Source organism: Clostridium sp. CTA-19 (assembly GCF_054767855.1).
Genome location: NZ_BAAABH010000009.1, coordinates 60,981 through 78,102, shown reverse-complemented (window position 1 = coordinate 78,102; position 17,122 = coordinate 60,981). Strand labels below are relative to the sequence as shown.

The 17,122-nt window shown below is 24.8% G+C and carries 14 protein-coding genes; 3 read left to right on the top strand and 11 right to left on the bottom strand.

Annotated elements, in window-relative coordinates:
• Positions 1-2 precede the first annotated feature (2 nt).
• The 4 genes from ACYUE0_RS07010 to ACYUE0_RS06995 form a co-directional block, all read right to left on the bottom strand.
• Complete coding sequence (locus ACYUE0_RS07010) at positions 3-1,418, bottom strand: ABC transporter permease (RefSeq protein ID WP_460269996.1); 1,416 nt, start codon at positions 1,416-1,418, stop codon at positions 3-5.
• A gap of 365 nt (positions 1,419-1,783) precedes the next feature.
• The gene (locus ACYUE0_RS07005) at positions 1,784-2,449 is read right to left on the bottom strand and encodes an ATP-binding cassette domain-containing protein (protein ID WP_460269995.1); all 666 of its coding nucleotides are present in this window, start codon (positions 2,447-2,449) and stop codon (positions 1,784-1,786) included.
• Positions 2,450-2,680: 231 nt separating this feature from the next.
• Positions 2,681-3,850: a sensor histidine kinase gene (locus ACYUE0_RS07000; RefSeq protein WP_460269994.1), complete on the bottom strand. Its 1,170-nt coding sequence runs from the start codon at positions 3,848-3,850 to the stop codon at positions 2,681-2,683.
• Positions 3,838-4,509: a response regulator transcription factor gene (locus ACYUE0_RS06995; protein WP_061994445.1), complete on the bottom strand. Its 672-nt coding sequence runs from the start codon at positions 4,507-4,509 to the stop codon at positions 3,838-3,840. Before ACYUE0_RS06995 ends, ACYUE0_RS07000 begins: the two co-directional genes overlap by 13 nt.
• A 420-nt stretch (positions 4,510-4,929) precedes the next feature.
• Between ACYUE0_RS06995 and ACYUE0_RS06990 the strand changes: the two genes are divergently transcribed.
• Positions 4,930-5,652 (top strand): hypothetical protein, encoded by a 723-nt coding sequence (locus ACYUE0_RS06990; RefSeq protein ID WP_460269993.1) that lies wholly within the window; start codon positions 4,930-4,932, stop codon positions 5,650-5,652.
• A 123-nt stretch (positions 5,653-5,775) separates the two neighbouring features.
• Here the strand turns inward: ACYUE0_RS06990 and ACYUE0_RS06985 are convergent, their stop codons facing one another.
• The 6 genes from ACYUE0_RS06985 to ACYUE0_RS06960 form a co-directional block, all read right to left on the bottom strand.
• Entirely contained in the window at positions 5,776-6,384 is a 609-nt protein-coding gene (locus tag ACYUE0_RS06985; protein ID WP_460269992.1) for a hypothetical protein, read from the bottom strand.
• Between the two features lie 386 nt (positions 6,385-6,770).
• Positions 6,771-7,952 (bottom strand): radical SAM protein, encoded by a 1,182-nt coding sequence (locus ACYUE0_RS06980; protein ID WP_460269991.1) that lies wholly within the window; start codon positions 7,950-7,952, stop codon positions 6,771-6,773.
• A 5-nt stretch (positions 7,953-7,957) separates the two neighbouring features.
• The gene (locus tag ACYUE0_RS06975) at positions 7,958-9,082 is read right to left on the bottom strand and encodes a radical SAM protein (protein ID WP_460269990.1); all 1,125 of its coding nucleotides are present in this window, start codon (positions 9,080-9,082) and stop codon (positions 7,958-7,960) included.
• 709 nt (positions 9,083-9,791) lie between these two features.
• Complete coding sequence (locus ACYUE0_RS06970) at positions 9,792-12,728, bottom strand: insulinase family protein (RefSeq protein ID WP_460269989.1); 2,937 nt, start codon at positions 12,726-12,728, stop codon at positions 9,792-9,794.
• 586 nt (positions 12,729-13,314) lie between these two features.
• Positions 13,315-13,650 carry a cupin domain-containing protein gene (locus ACYUE0_RS06965; protein WP_061994450.1) on the bottom strand — a complete coding sequence of 112 codons (336 nt, stop codon included), beginning with the start codon at positions 13,648-13,650 and terminating at the stop codon, positions 13,315-13,317.
• 3 nt (positions 13,651-13,653) lie between these two features.
• On the bottom strand, positions 13,654-14,061 hold the full coding sequence (locus ACYUE0_RS06960; RefSeq protein WP_010293405.1) for a cupin domain-containing protein: 408 nt from the start codon (positions 14,059-14,061) through the stop codon (positions 13,654-13,656).
• Between the two features lie 339 nt (positions 14,062-14,400).
• Here ACYUE0_RS06960 and ACYUE0_RS06955 point away from each other — a divergent pair, with 339 nt between their 5' ends.
• The gene (locus tag ACYUE0_RS06955; protein ID WP_460269988.1) at positions 14,401-15,057 is read left to right on the top strand and encodes a Crp/Fnr family transcriptional regulator; all 657 of its coding nucleotides are present in this window, start codon (positions 14,401-14,403) and stop codon (positions 15,055-15,057) included.
• Between the two features lie 209 nt (positions 15,058-15,266).
• Entirely contained in the window at positions 15,267-15,629 is a 363-nt protein-coding gene (locus tag ACYUE0_RS06950) for a DUF6483 family protein (RefSeq protein ID WP_460269987.1), read from the top strand.
• A gap of 180 nt (positions 15,630-15,809) precedes the next feature.
• Here the strand turns inward: ACYUE0_RS06950 and lysA are convergent, their stop codons facing one another.
• Positions 15,810-17,105, bottom strand: a complete 1,296-nt coding sequence (gene lysA / locus ACYUE0_RS06945; RefSeq protein ID WP_460269986.1) for a diaminopimelate decarboxylase — start codon at positions 17,103-17,105, stop codon at positions 15,810-15,812.
• Between the last annotated feature and the right edge of the window lie 17 nt (positions 17,106-17,122).

The following is a 17,122-nucleotide window of genomic DNA, read 5'->3' as shown; positions in this document are numbered from 1 at the left end:
TTTTAATTCCTTTCTGATAATATTTTTCTTGGTTCATATCTCATTATATATAAAATACCTATACTAATAGATACTACTCCAAGCAATAAGGCTATTAATGTGATTCCTAAAATAGCTTCACTACTTAAAAATACATCTAATTTTTCTATTGGCAGTGCCGAATTTGTTGCCCCCATAGCTATTGATACCATTCCTTGAGAAACTTCTTTCTGAGCATCTAACTGCCCTTGTAGAAGTATATTTGAAATAGGTTGTGCAGAAAATCCTCCTATGGTTAATCCTGCTATTAATGAAATTCCAATCATAAATAATGTTTCAAATATTAAACCTAAGGCTACTTTTCCTTTTTTCATTCCCATAGCTCTTAAAACTCCAATTTCATATTTTCTTTCACGAATGCTTAAAATTGAAATTAAAATTAATATACTACCACCAAAACCTAAAACTAAAAACATAAATATACTAGACACCTTTTTTAAACCTTCTATAGGTTTAACAATATTATTATACGTAGTAGCATCTGTTGATACTTCAAGTGTGTCACTTAACCCTTTTTTATGTGCCTCATCATTAAATGCATCTAATAAATCTGGGTTTTTCAAATAATATTGTGCATCTAAGTTAATTAAATCTGTATCTTTTTTTACTTTATTGTTATATGATTTTAAAGTATCATATGTTGTAATAATTTCATTTTTTCTATTCATTATAGGATGCTTAAATGCATAATTTTCAGATTTTGATCCATCATAATATATTCCTGAAATAGTTAATTCTAATGGCTCAAAGTTATCTGGATCATCAGGGTTTTTAACCTTAAAATTATCTCCAACCTTTAAATTATTTAATTTTGCAAAATCTTCACTTATCATAACTTCGCCATTTTTTTCTGGCATTTTTCCATCAGTAATTTTTCTTGTACCATTATTAAATTCTTCTATACCAGCTTTATTAAGTCCACCTAAAATATTTAAATAACCATCTTTAGCGTTTTCCGATCTTTTAGTTCCTCCCATTGTAACAAAATTACCTGAGTTACCCTCATCTTTCCTTTTTTCAACTTCATCCTGATCTAATGCTTTAATCTTCTCACTATAACCTATATAAGAAGAACTAAATATTGTTTCTTTAAGATGCTCAGACTGTGAAAGTTTTTCTTTAAGATCATTGGAAGGGCTATCATTAAAGCTTTCCATATCACCATTTTTCATTTTTTCTTGCATTTTTTCTTGATTTGGTTGAATAAATACTTCTGATCCAAACCTGTTTTTATAACTATTTATCATCTCATTGGAAGCTGTGTTTATTATAACTGAAATAGCTGTACAGGACAGTATTGCTATAGTTATTATTCCAATCAAGAGATTTCTTCCTTTATTTCTTGTTAAATTTTTTATAGCATTTTTAAAAATATACATCTTGAACTCTCTCCTTTTCTAAACTTTGATTGTAAACAAAGTATACCAAACTGATTGTTTACTCAATGTTAACCTTATTGCTTATTATAAAGTTTCAAATTGAACTTATAATTTATTCACTTATCAAATAAGAAAATTTAAGATTAATATTTTTCTTCTAGTTAACAGCTTTCTTTAATTAAATCCAGTTATACTTATTGTTATCCCTTTAGAAAAAACAAATACAACTAAAGTAATTGAAAATTACGAAAAAGGATAGTCTATAAAATTTAAACTACCCTTAATTTTCTTATTTAATTGTTACACTTATTCTTATAAATTTTTAATCATTTTATCTTTTTATTCTTTATAAAGTAAATATTAATCTATTTTATAAATAATAGCTTTCCAGATTTTAATCCCCAAACTTCATCAACGAACATGCATACTTTCTTGGAATCAGTGGCTATAATAACACATTTATTACGTTGATGAGCTAATGATACTAAAATATTCATAATTTTTTCTTCTGTATCACTATCTAGATTCCCTGTTGGTTCATCTGCAATTATTATATCTGGATTATTTGCTAACGCCCTAGCTATACTTACATATTGTTGTTCTCCACCAGATAAATTAAAAATTTTTTTATTAGCTGTATAAATATCAATTCCTACATCTTTCAATAAGTTATATACATAATTATTTTTATTTTTTTTCTTAATATTGCTTATATTCATGGATAATAATATATTTTCTTTAGCAGTTGCATTTAAAAGTAAATTATGACTTTGAAATATTACTCCTATATATTTTGCTCTATACAATTCTTTATCTATTTTCTTTAAGGTTTTACCATTATATGATACTTCACCTGTTTTACAGGTATCAATTCCTGACATTAAAGATACCAAAGTACTTTTTCCTTCTCCAGATTTTCCAACTATACCATAAACTCTTCCTTTTTTGAAATTTATATTTATATTATTAAAAACATAATTTTTTTCACCTTCATATATATAACTTACATCTTTTAAACTCAATAAACTCATATTGATAATTCCTTTCTAATAATTTTTTCTTGATTCATATTTCATTATATATATAATTCCTATACCAATAGATATTACTCAAAATAACAGACTATCAATTTTAAAAATAATTTCACTAATTAAAAATACATCTAACTTTTTCTACTGGTGGTGACTAACTTATTGTCTTCATAACTGCCAATATCATTGCTTTTAGAACCTATTTTTAAGCATTTCAACAAATTTTTCAATTTATCTCTTATTAATTTCTTTACATTCAGAAAAAGATAAATAAAAGCAAGATCCTTTATTTATTTCACTATCTACCATTATAACTCCATCACATAAATCACATACATGGGATACTAAACTTAATCCAATTCCATATCCATCTTTATTTAATTCATTAATTCTGTATTTATTATCAAATATCTTTTCTACAAAATTCTTATCCATGCCTATACCATTATCTTTTACAGTAACAATAACGCTATTGTTCTTATTCTTTACATATACTTTTATAGGTTTTCCTTCTCCATATTTTACTGCATTATCAATCAAGTTGCTTATTGCACGATATATCCACCTTTCCTTTGCTAAAATTTCAGTATTACTTTCATCGTTAAAGTCAAAATCAATATATTGGTATGTTTTTTTATATGTATCACAAATTCTTGCACATATTAATGCAACATCTACTTTCGTCATACCATTATCAACCTTTAAGTCACTCAAAGTTAAAACATCATCAATACTATCTGTAAGATTATCCATAAATTTAAGATATTCTTCATTTCCATCAATCTCTATTTTAGTTCTTAATATAGCTATAGCATTTTTTTGCTCATGCGATAGATACGAATTTAATCTTTTATACTCATCTAAATTTTGTTTAAATTTATCTTCTATATTTTCATATGCTATCCCAAAAGCCCTGCTTACCAAAGCTGGATCGAAATCATTCTCTGGCATTTTAAGCTTTTTTATAATATTTTCAATTTCTCTATCATGAATTTTACTTAAAATTATCCATAATAAAAAAGATGCTACAATAAAAATAGAAAAAAACATTAAAATAGTACTTATTATATCTTCCAATCCACTTTTTACATATACCTTTCCAATTTGAGCAACATTAGTAACTAATTCTTCTGATACCATAACTGCTCTTTCATCATAGTCATTTCCATATACATCCATACTATTTTGTAATATTTCTTTGTACGGTATTCTATAATAATTATCTTTACTTAATTCTATATTAGAACTTAAAGCTAATACTTTAATATTTTTCATACTTGTATTATTTTCTAAATTATTAAAACTGTTTTTCACTCCATAAATTCCATAAACAAAAACTAATGTTAATATTAATGAATATACAATTATAACTAACCCACTTTTTAAATTTACTCTACGCATAAAACATATCCCTTTCCTCTAATATTAACTAAAACATCTTTCCCATATGCATTATTTAATTTCTTTTTAAGCCTTGCAATATGTACTCTTAACACAGATGAAAAAGGATCGAAACTTTCATCATATATATGCTCTGCTATTTCTTCACTTGATACAATAGCTGGATTCCTATAACAAATATATTCTAAAATATCAAATTCTTTAATTGCTAAAATAACAGGTTTATTTTTTATTTCAACGGTTCTAGTGATTGGATTAAGTTTAAGTTCTCCTATATTTATAATAGGATTAGTTCTACCATGAAATCTTCTAATTACAGCTTGAATTCTAGCTCTTAACTCTAATAATTGAAAAGGTTTTGTTATATAATCATCTGCTCCAGTATCTAATCCTAACGCTAACTGTGATGTTTCATCTCTTGCAGTAATTATAATTACTGGAGTGCTAACCATTGTTTTACGTAAATATTTTAATATTTCTAATCCATCTATATCCGGTAAATTTAAATCTAAAAGTATTGCATCATATTCATTTACACTAGCTTTTTCTTCACCATCTTCTCCAGTGTTAGAAACATCAATTATAAATCCCATTTTTTCAAGGCCAATTTTCATAGAATTAGCTAATTCTATATTATCTTCTATAATTAATAAGCGCATATTTTTTATCTCCTTATACCTTCTTTAATTTTTTAATCTCACATATAGAATTTTTTCGACTTATATCTTTATAAATAAAAAAATTTATAATCATAAAATTATATCATAATTAATGTTTATCGAAAGTTAACTTCCTATTCACTATTACATTTAATTAATATAATTATTTTTAAAGTATATATAAATAATATTACTAACTTCTTCATGCAAAAATTAGTAATATTATTTATTTACATTTTTAATAATTTATTTATCTTATTCATACTTTATTAATCAAATTTAAATAAAATATTATATATATTATTCAAAGTATTCTTAATTAACATTTTTTTAACATTGAAAAAATTTTTGTCAATGTTATAATATATTTGAATTTATGTAAAGGAAGTACTATACATTAAATCACAGAGGGGGAAAATTATGAAAGCAAAAAAAATAGCATTAATATTAGTTCTATCTACAAGCATCCTATTTGGAGCAGTAGGTTGTTCAAAACCTACTGAAAACTCCAATAAATCTAAACAAGAATCAACAACACAAGATACTTCTAAAAATTCCACAGATGATAAAAAATCTCCAACAAAGGAAGATAGCGATAATTCTAAAAAAGCTGGAGACGACCCTTCATCTAAGGAAAAAGCTTCAAGTAATTCGAAATTAGGTGGTACATATACAGGGATAAAAAATATACAAGATTTAAAGCAATATGATAAAATATGTGATGACTTTAATAAAATCCCTTACGTAAAAGGTGAATATAAAGAACTAGAATTTGCTCTTGATTTATTAACAGCATATTTTAATGGTGACGTCACTGCTTATGACTATATGGTAAGTACTGAATACAATTCTAGTACTGGTGAAAATGATTTCGTACCTATAAACGATAAAGATAAGAAAAACTTAGAAAAAGCTTTAGCAACTACAAAAATCCAACTTGAGCTGAAAGATGGACAAGGTATAAATATAGAACCTGCTAAAGCTGAATTTATAGGTCCTGACTTATCAACAAAAACAGGAGTTTCATTTTCTTTAAAAATAAACTTATATCCAGAAGGAAATAGTGAAGGTTATTGGAATACAGTTGGAGTATCTGTCTTTGAAAAAGATGGTAAGCTTACTGGCCATATATCCGGTCTGTAGATAATTTATTTACATAAAAAAGAAAAAGGTACTGTACCAAAATGAAATTTAAAAACTTTATTTTGATACAGTACCTTTTTTCTATGTTCTATTATTTAGATTTATACTAATTTTAACGTTAGCTCAACTATTTTCTACAACATCATTATCTGATACAGCTTCTATAGTATCATCTTTATTAATATTATCCGTTTGTTTGTTATATTCTTTTATACCCTTTGCAATTAAATTTTTACTTTTTGATGACTCTTTAACTTCAACCATAGTATATCTTAATGCTCTTTGCGCTGTATCCATATCACCTTTTACTATAGCCTCCTTATATACTGAATATGCTGTTTCCCCGATTTTTCCGTGACATGATGCTGAAATAAGTCCTTTCATAACGTCTTTGTTTATCACATGAGAAGTTTCATGATTTTCTTCTTCTACTTTTCGTTCTTTACTCCCCTTATCTTCTGCTTTTTTAATTTCTGGCTTTTCATTTAAATTTATAGTTTTTTCTTCCATCAATTGTTTTTCAATTTCTTCAAGCTTTTCTTTAAGTTCTTTAATTGATTTGTCCTTAATTTCTTTAGATGATTTACTTTCTTCAATCTTTTTCATTTGTTCTTCTAACTTCATCTTCTGCTTTTCTAAAGGACTCACAGGCTTATTAGAAAAGTTATTCTTTCCTTTTTCCATAGGTCCCATAGAGTTTAAAATTGAATTTAATGTTCCACTAATTCTCATATATATCCCCTTCTATCAATAAACACCTATTTACTAACATCTTCGATAAACAAACTAAAAAGTTAATGCTGAAGGTTACAAAATAAAATTTTAACTTATTCTCGTACCAATTTACAAAATTTAGCTTAATTCCCCAACTTTAGACTTTGCAATCAACTTAAAATTGAGAATAGCTAATAAGCAATGATGAAACCCTTCCACTTAAATAGAATCTACTTGTAATTAACATCAATATATAACTCATTATTTATTAGCAAATAAAATATGTACTTTTCTTTTCATCATCAGAAATTATTTTAAAATATAAAGAACACATTAAAGATTACTTTAATCTGTTCTTATAAACTATTAATTAAAAAGATATATGTTTTACCCTTATATTAATACTAACTTTCAAATTTTATATAATTAATAATTATATCTTCTATATTATTTTTTTCTGGAATACATCCTTCATATCCAGATTGTCTATTTTTATAACATCCTCCTAAACATAAAGGTAATATCCTACACTTTCTACATGATTTCAATACATTATATTCATTTTTTTTCTTAATTGAATCTTTTGAAAGCATTTCTAATAATATTTCTGATTCTTCACATTTCTTTAAAGATAAGTCAGATGATATTGATAAAGCATTACCATTTGTAAACGGACATGGATACTTCACTCGTTGTGGTAAAACTATTTTTGCTCCATGTTCTTTCAATCGCATTTCTGCTTTTAAACTTAACTCCGAATACTCTTTAAAACTTATCATATTAATTTTGTCCTTTTCATTAAATTTTATTGTTCTTGCTGTTATAAAATTAATTTTATTTGAACCAAATTTATTCATTAAAAAATCTATAAGTGGAATTACATCTCTTTTGTTTTCTTCACAAATATTAAATCTGATAGTTACTTTATCACAAAATTCTAAAATAGTCGATATTAGGTTTATTGTATCTTTGAATTTAAACATTGAAGATTTTCTTAACTTATTATGAGTATCTTCTAAACCATCAAAGGTCAACTGAATATTTTTAAAATTAACCTTTGATAAAATCTCTTTATTTAATCTAGATCCGTTAGTTGTAAGGTATGCTTTATACCCCATATTATACTCTTTAGAAATTTTCTTAAATTTATCATGTAAGTAGTATAGCATGTCCACATTTAAAAGCGGTTCACCTCCAAAATAATGAATCTTAAGAACTTTAAATTTATTATCTTCAATCATTTCTTTAACTATTTCAACTAATTTTTCAGCATTTTCTATACTTAAATCTTTCGCTTTATGATCTTGATAACAATATACACATTCAAAATTACATTTTTCTGTTAATGATACAGTTAATGATAACTCTTCTTTTTCATTTTTAATATTTTTATTTACTTCTTTTTCCAACAATGCTATTTCATCATATCCATCTTCTACATAATATCCTTCTTCAAGCAGATATTTCACATTTTCTTCTTTATATAAATCCTCATCACATATTTGAATAATGCCATTATTTTTTGAATTATATATATAATCATTACCATCTACACTAACTTTTATATTAAAAATTGATTCTCTCATACTTTTTACTCCTCTTCCATTCTAAAAAAGCAATCAAAATTTTTTAAAATATAATTAAGGCTATTATTTATTATTTCTTTACAATTTCCAGATAGATTCTTTCTTTCTAAATAGCATCCAAAAGAGCAAATCTTTGAAAATTCACATATTTTACATTTTGTATTTTTTTTACCTGCTACATTTTTCATTTCATTTTTTTTCATATCATCCAATATTATAGAATTATTAGTGAAATATCCTATTTCTGTATCTAAATTTTGTGGACAAGAATATATTTTTTGTGTTGAAAAATCTAAAACCATTGTATCCCCAATTGCACAACGAGATTTATAATATCCACTCCCTGAAATATATGCAGCCAAATTTATATACAAATTTGAATTTAGATAGATATTAGCATAATCATACTTTATTATTAAATCTTTATATTTATATAATAAGTCTAATTCACTAATTGTATCTTCTGATCTCAATACTCTATTTAAAGAAATTTGTATATTTTTCAATCCAAACTTTGAATGTAAATCATTAAATAAATCCTCTGTATATTCTATATTTTTTTTATCTAAATTTATTTGAATTGTAAAATTAATTGATTCTTTTTGTAACTCAATTAAATTTTTTATTATAGTTTGATAAGAATTATTATTCAACAAAATTCTTCTGCTATTATGAATTTTTTCCGGACCATCAATTGTAATAATTAAACAGTTTATTTTTTCTTTATTTTCTTTTATTAACATATTTATTTTTTCTGAGTAGCACCCATTAGTAAATAATGATACTTTCTTTTCTTTTTCTAAGGTACTAAATATATACTCCAAATTTCTTATATTTTTTTCAATAAATGGTTCTCCTCCAAATATTACTATTTCATATTCCTCATTATTAATAGATTTAGATATAACCTCATTGTATTCTCTAAGATTTATATTTTTCATTGCCTTCTTATCTTTTTTTTGAAAACAATATATACAGTTTAAATTGCAATCATCATTCATTTTATAATAAATTTTTTTAGGACTATTTAAACTATCATCATTCAATTCAATGTCTTCCCCATCAAGTTGAATACAATTGTTTTTTAAATCTAATATAGAATCATTACCATTAAATTTAAATCTAAACAATTTTAATTCCTCCCATTTTAAATTATTTTAACATATTTATACAATACAAACATACAATCTATTGCATGTAAATAATTTTCTTTATTATTAAATATAATAAATATGTAAGCAAAGACTGCTAACAAAATGTTAGCAGTCTAAAACCAAGGATAGTTATTTATACTCTGTCTATCCTTCTTAAACTAGCATATATGATTATCTCCATATCCACAGCCATATCCACAACTACTTCTTGCTATTATTCCTGTTGGTTTTTTATTTGTCTTAACTACTATTTTCATATTTTTTCCCCCTTTCTATATAAACATTCTGTTAAGTTATATGAACATTGCGCTTCTCACCCTTCTGAAATATACTAAGCTTTTCAAATACTAAATATACCCCTAGAAACGGAGAAAAGAACACTGAACAAAGCTAAAATTAATTGCAATCATATTTTATAATCATATTACATTTATGTTATTTTTTACCTCTAAGCTTCATCTTATACTTGTTTGGATGTTTTTTCAATATTAAATAATACGTTCATTGTAAAAATATTATGAATATTTTTCTTTTTATTCTTTAATTTTTTAAAAATCTAACCGTATATTGTAGATAATTTCCTTACTTTTTTTAAATTTAGCTGATATGTTACAAAAACTATATTTTTTTGTTTACATACATTTTCTAATTAATAAATGAAAAGTAGACTTCATCTATATTATTTTTATAATACTTTTATTATATTGTTAAATATTTTTTCATTTTCTCTAATTTTCATTTCATTTCCTACTACACAGCAATAATTTTCTTCCATTCCTTTTTTAATCATTTGTGCGTAGGATTTTATATCTTCAATAGTTGTACTTAAAATTTCATTTTTTTCATTTTGAATGTCCTTATAGGTTATATTACAAATATAGTTGGCAACTGCCCTCTCTCCTTTTTTATCTGGAGTTAATGGCTTATATACCTTACCTACTGTTCCAATTATAAAATTTTCCATATCCTCTTTGCTAAAACTTATATTTTCTAAAAACTTATACGCTTCATTATATACATCTATTGTTTTTATAAGGTTTGGATCACGATAAGAGAAAAATGCTAAATTTCCATCTTGGTTTATAACCATATAACAACCATACGCTCCACCGTGAAGTCTTACATTTTGATATAAATATTCACTTTCAATTATATTTTGAAGCACTCTCATTTTTCCTGAATAACTATAACCAAGTTTTAGAAAATTAAATCCTTTAGATACATATTGTACATTACTAGCAGTTATTAACCCTTCTATATCTTTACCTTGGTTATATACAACTTTAGGAATTTTATATTCTTTGTTTTTTATATTATCTAAAATTACATTTATATTTGAAAGTAACTTTTTACTTTCTGTGCCCTCTGAAACTATTGATATAATTAAATTATTTCTATTAAATATACTTTCATAAACCTTTTTAAGATTATTTTGAATTTCTTCAAATTTATTTTCAAAATTACTTTCTAAGTCGCATATAAATTCATAATAAGAAACACCATTAATCTTGTCTTTATAATCTTGAGCATAGGAAAATTTAGCGAAAATTCTATTCATGGCTATTTCATGACCTGAATTTATAATTCTCATTTTAAGTTTTGACTTCACTTCTTTAACTATTTGTTTAATTCTACTTACATCATCAAATTTAGTAGTAGTTATGATTTCTTTAATTAAATGTAATAATTCAGGAATATTTTCTGAAATCACTTTTGACTTAATAGTAAATTTAGGATGATATACTATAATATTATCTTTTTCAGTATAAATCTCATTTTCAAAAGTTATTCCACCTGTATTTTTATAAATCTTCGTAATCAATTGAGAATAAGTTCTCTTTTTAGTATCAAGTTCTCCTAAAACCTCTCCTAAAAGACCTAAATAAGGTATATACTTTTCTTCAATAAATTTTGCATCAAATAACAAATTTACATATGCTATTTTATTTGTATAAATATTATGATTTAATACCGTTATACCTTTCTTTTTTAATACCTCTTGTGGAATTATTTCTACCTTTTTAGATATTTCTTGCATAGATAATTTCGGTATAGTTTTCTTTTCTTCTTCTGTATCAACCCTACTTTGATTCTCTTTTAATAGTTCATTTTTTTCCACAAGTTTCTTCAATTCTTTTTCTGATAAAGATTTTTTATAACTTTCAAGTTTTTCTTCCAAAGCTCTATTCTTCATATTCTCTAATCCTTTTTTAGGACTTAAAACTACTAGTGAACAATGGGTATTATTAACCATATTCTTTTCAATAAATTTTTCAAAATATCTATCTTTTATTTCCTCTTTTAAGTTCTTTAAATTTTTTTCATATTTTAGGTGAACAAGAGGATTACCATCATATATCCAACTATTTAAAACTTTTTCATTATATTGAATACCTTTATTGGCAATTCTCCATGGATCTGCCTCACGAAGATTAAATTCAACTGTATTTATAGCTGCTTTTAACATATCATTATCAATACCATTTTCCACTAAATTTTTAAGGGTATTTAAAACAATCTCTTTGAATTTTTCCTTTTTGCTTTTATCTGTATTTTTCACTACTACTGGAAATAGCATTTGTTTTGTTGGATCCATATTCATATCATCAATAGTTATCACACAATCTCCTATTTCTGCTTCAAGCAATGATTTCTTTATAGGCGATGCAGACGATTCAATAAGCATATTATAAAGTATTTCTTTTGTTAGATATGCTTTTGCATTACTTGTCTCTTCAAATACAAAATTCAAAGCTAATAGAGCTTTATTCTTTTCACTTTCATCTTCACTAATAGAATATTCTGACTCTTTTTCAACTATTTTCTCAAAAGTATTAACAGATTCTATATGTGATGGAACTTCTATTTTATCAAATTCCATAAGATAATTTTCATTTATGAACTGAAGGCATTTTTCTAAATCCTGATCTCCATATAAGAAAATATAGCTGTTAGATGGATGATAAAATTTACTATGAAACTTTTCAAAATTATCCTGTGTCAAATTAGGTATATCTTCTGGATCTCCACCTGAAACAAAGGCATAGGTAGTGTTTGGAAATACAGATTTATATATTTCATTTATAATAACTTCCTCTGGCGAAGATAATGCTCCTTGCATCTCACTATACACTATACCTTTATAAGATAACTTATTTGTTTTTGAATCAAACTCATATCTCCAACCTTCTTGACGTAATATATCATGATTTTCATATATTCTCGGATGTAGAACTGCATCTAAATACACATCCATCAAATTCATAAAATCTTTATGATTTCTACTGGAAATCGGATATAGAGTTTTATCTGTATACGTCATAGCATTTAAAAATGTCTTCAAAGAACTTTTCTCCACATCGCCACAAGGATCTTTAGTATTAAATTTTTTAGAACCACAAAGAACAGAATGCTCTAAAATATGCGCAACCCCTGTACTATCTGTTGGTGTTGTTCTAAATCCAATAGAAAATAATTTATTATCATCCCTATTCTCTAAATGTAAAAGTCTCGCCCCACTTTTAATATGTTCAAATCTTCTAGCTATGGATTGAATTTCATCAATTTTTTCTTCTTCTAATAATTTGAATCCATGATAAATTTCATTGCTCTTAAATTTCATTAATTTTTCCCCCAATTTTTAAAATTTAAAACCTATAGTTTCCCCCTTTTTAAATAAAAAAATCATAGATATAACTTATATAAAACTAAGCTATCTATGACTTTATATTTCTATAAAATATAAAAAGTCATAGAGCATAAACAACCCTATGACTTAAAACATCAAAATAAACATTCTAAAAAAATACTATAAAGGTCGTCTCTAGCATTATCAATTTTTTTCACATTTGAATTTATTATTTTTTTCATTTGTAACGACCCCCTTTAAATATTTTAATAGATTTATTTTACCATTTTTTATATTATATGTAAATGTAAATATTTTTAACATTGTTTACTATTTAAATTAATTATTCATTATAAGAAGCTTAACAAATTCTACCTTAGGTTTACCCAATAGTAATTTGATATCACTTTTATATTTTATCCATATTAAGTAATTTTAACTATTTTATCCTCTGATAGTATTTTTATATTTTCCCCATTCATATTTATCTAAATAATATAATAATGATGGATTATAAAAAAGACTATATAAGAATTTTATATTTAATCTCTTATATAGTCTTAATACACTTTTATAAATTTTATGATTTTACTAATATATTAAATAACTTTACATCTGTTAATGCTTCTATTCCATAATTTATTTCAGATTCCATGGCTATTATATCACCTGTATTTATTATAACTTCATCATTTTCTTTATATAAAATTTTAGCACTACCTTCAATCATCACAAATAATGTTTCCATATTATAGTACTCTTTATCAATACTTTCACCTTTTGCAAAAGAGAAAAAACGTATCTCTGTATTGTCATTATCTATTAATGCTTTACTTGCTATTTTATTTCCTGTATGTTTTATCATGTCAGTCATAGCTATAGCTTCAAATGGTTTTATATTTCTTAAATATTTCATTTTTTAATCCTCCTTAACAACTACTAAAAGCATTTTCATATCCTCTTTAGCTGTTACTTGATGTTGAATATTTGCTGGCATAACCACCATTTGTCCCTTAGTGGCTTCCATTATTTCATCACCTATTTTTACTGTAGCTACTCCATGATGTATATATATTAATGCATCACCTTTAGCTGCATGAGGACCTACACCTTCTCCTTTACCAAAAGCTAATGCTGTTATACCAACACCTTTTTTTTGTGCCATAGTTACAGTTTCTATTTGTCCTTCATTACAACTTACTAAACTATCAAAATCTATACTTTTAGCTTTCTCAACATTTTTTATTAATTCTTGCATTTTTCCTATCTCCTTTACATTTTTATTAATATCTATTTTCTTTAAGTTTTTTAATTCATATTTAGTCATATTAATACCTTCTTTCTAAAAACTACATTTAGTTTTAATAAATTATTTGTTAAAAACTGATTTATAAATTCCTATAGAATTTTTTTCAAATTTTCACAGACTATCGTTTTAAATTTTTTCATTATTACTTTTTAACACTATAATTTGGAACTTTTAGGCTTAACTTTACGCCTATGATTGTTTTCCTATGCCTTTAACAATATTATTCTAAAAATATTTGCATATAATAAATTTAAATATTTTTCACTTGTATCTTTTGATAACATTATAGATAATATACTTAAAATGAAATAGACACTTATGTTTCTTTTTGTGAAATAGTTTTAAAAGGGAGATAATATGTACTTAAATAAATTAATTAAACACAAATTTTTTACTGATTTTTCAATTAACCAATTAAAACATTATATAGACTCAAATTTAATAACTTTTAAACAATATAAAAAAGGTCACATACTGCATAGCGAATGTGAACCATGTTTTAATTTAGATATTATTATATCAGGAAATCTTAACTGCTATGATTTATGTGAGGATGGAAATGCTTTAACAATGCTTAACTTCCACAAAGACGATATTATAGGTGGAAATTTATTATTTTCAGATCGAACCTTTTATCCCCTTAATATTCATTGTAAAACTGATTGTTTAATAGCACACTTAAGCAAGGAAGTAGTTTCTAAACTCCTTATTGAAAATAATACTTTTATGATAGAATTCATAAAAGCTATTTCTAATAATTCATTAAATTTAAATAAGAAAATGATTATTTTTTCAAGAAAAAATTTAAGAGAAGGAATTATGGAATTTCTTAAAACACAATCTAAAAAACAAAACTCTAACATAATAAAACTTCCAATTACAAAAAAACAATTAGCTGATGAATTAGGTGTTCAAAGACCCTCATTATTTCGCGAACTTAAAAAAATGAAAAATGAAAAGCTTATTGATTATAATTCAAAACAAATAACTATTTTAAAAGACATATTAGATTAACTTTATTAATCTAATATGTCTTTTAAAATATAACTAAAAATTTATTATAAATTTCCAGACTTATATTTTTAATTATAATTTATTAAATTCCCCAAATTACTATTTATAACTTTCCTATTCTATTACAAACATCTTTTTAAAATACATCTTTTATAACCTGATGATATAATAGTAAATATATATAAGTAAGAATAGAAGGTGTTTTGTAAATGGAAAATGATTATATTATGAAAATTATAAAAACAACATTACAAGGATTAGCTTATGTGTTAAAGGGAAAACAATCTATGGAAAATAGTATTGATGAAAATACTAATAACCTTGTACTAACAGAGGAACAAGCATTACGACTAACAATTATAAAATATATAAATGAATGCAAAATTAATGAAGCTGAAAACCTGTTATTTGAAGCTGTATACTCTCACAAATTACCTGAGTTGTTAGAATTGGCATTATTTTTTTACGAAGAAATTAATAAATTTTCCTTAGACAAGTTAATTGATTGTAATTTTTCAAAAGAAGAAATTTTAGATGGTCTAAATACTATAAAAAAAATTTACAATGTTTAAAGAAAACAAAAGGTTTAAAAATATACTTTCTATTTTTAAACCTTTCTAATTATGTTTATCATTTTCAAAATTATTCACTTTCACCAAGAAACATCTTTAAAATTTTTTTATAATTAGTGGGTGCCAAAATTTAATACTTTCATTTAAATATATAACTTTTTAAAATTTTAGTTTTATCATCTATACTACTTCTAATTTAAATAAATCTTCATAACTTTGTCTTTTACATATTAATTTGCTTTTTCCATTTTGTACTGATACTACTGCTGGTTTTGTTATTTTATTGTAGTTTGATGCCATTGAATATCCATATGCACCAGTTGATGAAACTATTAATATATCTCCACTTTTAATGTCCATAATATTAGTATCTGTTATAAGTATATCACCACTTTCACAACACTTACCTGATATTGTAACTTGGTTTTTTCTCTTTTCTCCTATTTTATTAGCAATTGCACATTCATATCCTGCTTGGTATAAGGAGGGTCTTATATTATCTGTCATTCCACCATCTACACTTACATAAGTTCTTATACCTTTTATATGTTTCATAGCTCCTACTGTATATATTGTACTTCCCCCATTTGCTACTATTGACCTTCCTGGTTCTATTATTAAAATAGGTACTTTTATATCAATTTTTTTACATACTTCCTCTGTTTTTTCTATTATCGCTTCACAGAATTTTTTTATTGTTTTCGGTTTATCTTCTTCCGTATAATAAACTCCCATCCCTCCACCTAAATCTACTTCTTTTATATCTATGTTATAGGATTCCTTTATTTCTTTTACTAAGTTCATCATTATTTTAACTTCATCTAAATACGGCTCTACTTCAAATATTTGTGACCCTATATGCGCATGTATCCCTACTAACTCTATATTTTTATAATTATTTAATTTCTCTAATGCGTTATATAAATCTCCATTTGATAATGTAAATCCGAACTTAGAGTCAATTTGTCCAGTTTTTATATATTCATGTGTGTGCGCTTCTATTCCAGGAGTTATCCTAAAGTAAACAGCTTGTTTTTCACCTTTTTCTTCACAAATTTTTTCTAATAATTCTAATTCATAATAGTTGTCTACAACAAATCTTCCAACTCCTAGTTCTACACCCATTTTTATTTCTTCTATTGTTTTATTATTTCCATGAAATAATATTTTTTCCATAGGGAATTGGGCCTTATATGCTGTATATAATTCTCCTCCTGATACTACATCAAGACATAACCCTTCTTCATTTATTAACTTACACATATATATAGGTAAAAATGCTTTACCTGCATAAGCCACTCTATTATTTTCTTTATTTACTCTAAAATGTTTTGCATACTCTCTACAGTTATTTCTAACTAACTCTTCATCAAATACGTAAAGTGGTGTTTGATATTTTTCTCTAAGTTCTTTACAACTTACACCCCCTATATACAATTCATTTTCTTTTACCAACATAGTTCCTTGTAATTTCATAATAGTTTCCTCCTAAT

Excerpts from the sequence above, each read along its gene's own strand:
- ACYUE0_RS07010 (WP_460269996.1), bottom strand. The coding sequence starts at position 1,418 with ATGTATATTTTTAAAAATGCTATAAAAAATTTAACAAGAAATAAAGGA.
- ACYUE0_RS07005 (WP_460269995.1), bottom strand. The coding sequence starts at position 2,449 with ATGAGTTTATTGAGTTTAAAAGATGTAAGTTATATATATGAAGGTGAA.
- ACYUE0_RS07000 (WP_460269994.1), bottom strand. The coding sequence starts at position 3,850 with ATGCGTAGAGTAAATTTAAAAAGTGGGTTAGTTATAATTGTATATTCA.
- ACYUE0_RS06995 (WP_061994445.1), bottom strand. The coding sequence starts at position 4,509 with ATGCGCTTATTAATTATAGAAGATAATATAGAATTAGCTAATTCTATG.
- ACYUE0_RS06990 (WP_460269993.1), top strand. The coding sequence starts at position 4,930 with ATGAAAGCAAAAAAAATAGCATTAATATTAGTTCTATCTACAAGCATC.
- ACYUE0_RS06985 (WP_460269992.1), bottom strand. The coding sequence starts at position 6,384 with ATGAGAATTAGTGGAACATTAAATTCAATTTTAAACTCTATGGGACCT.
- ACYUE0_RS06980 (WP_460269991.1), bottom strand. The coding sequence starts at position 7,952 with ATGAGAGAATCAATTTTTAATATAAAAGTTAGTGTAGATGGTAATGAT.
- ACYUE0_RS06970 (WP_460269989.1), bottom strand. The coding sequence starts at position 12,728 with ATGAAATTTAAGAGCAATGAAATTTATCATGGATTCAAATTATTAGAA.
- ACYUE0_RS06965 (WP_061994450.1), bottom strand. The coding sequence starts at position 13,650 with ATGAAATATTTAAGAAATATAAAACCATTTGAAGCTATAGCTATGACT.
- ACYUE0_RS06960 (WP_010293405.1), bottom strand. The coding sequence starts at position 14,061 with ATGACTAAATATGAATTAAAAAACTTAAAGAAAATAGATATTAATAAA.
- ACYUE0_RS06955 (WP_460269988.1), top strand. The coding sequence starts at position 14,401 with ATGTACTTAAATAAATTAATTAAACACAAATTTTTTACTGATTTTTCA.
- ACYUE0_RS06950 (WP_460269987.1), top strand. The coding sequence starts at position 15,267 with ATGGAAAATGATTATATTATGAAAATTATAAAAACAACATTACAAGGA.
- lysA (WP_460269986.1), bottom strand. The coding sequence starts at position 17,105 with ATGAAATTACAAGGAACTATGTTGGTAAAAGAAAATGAATTGTATATA.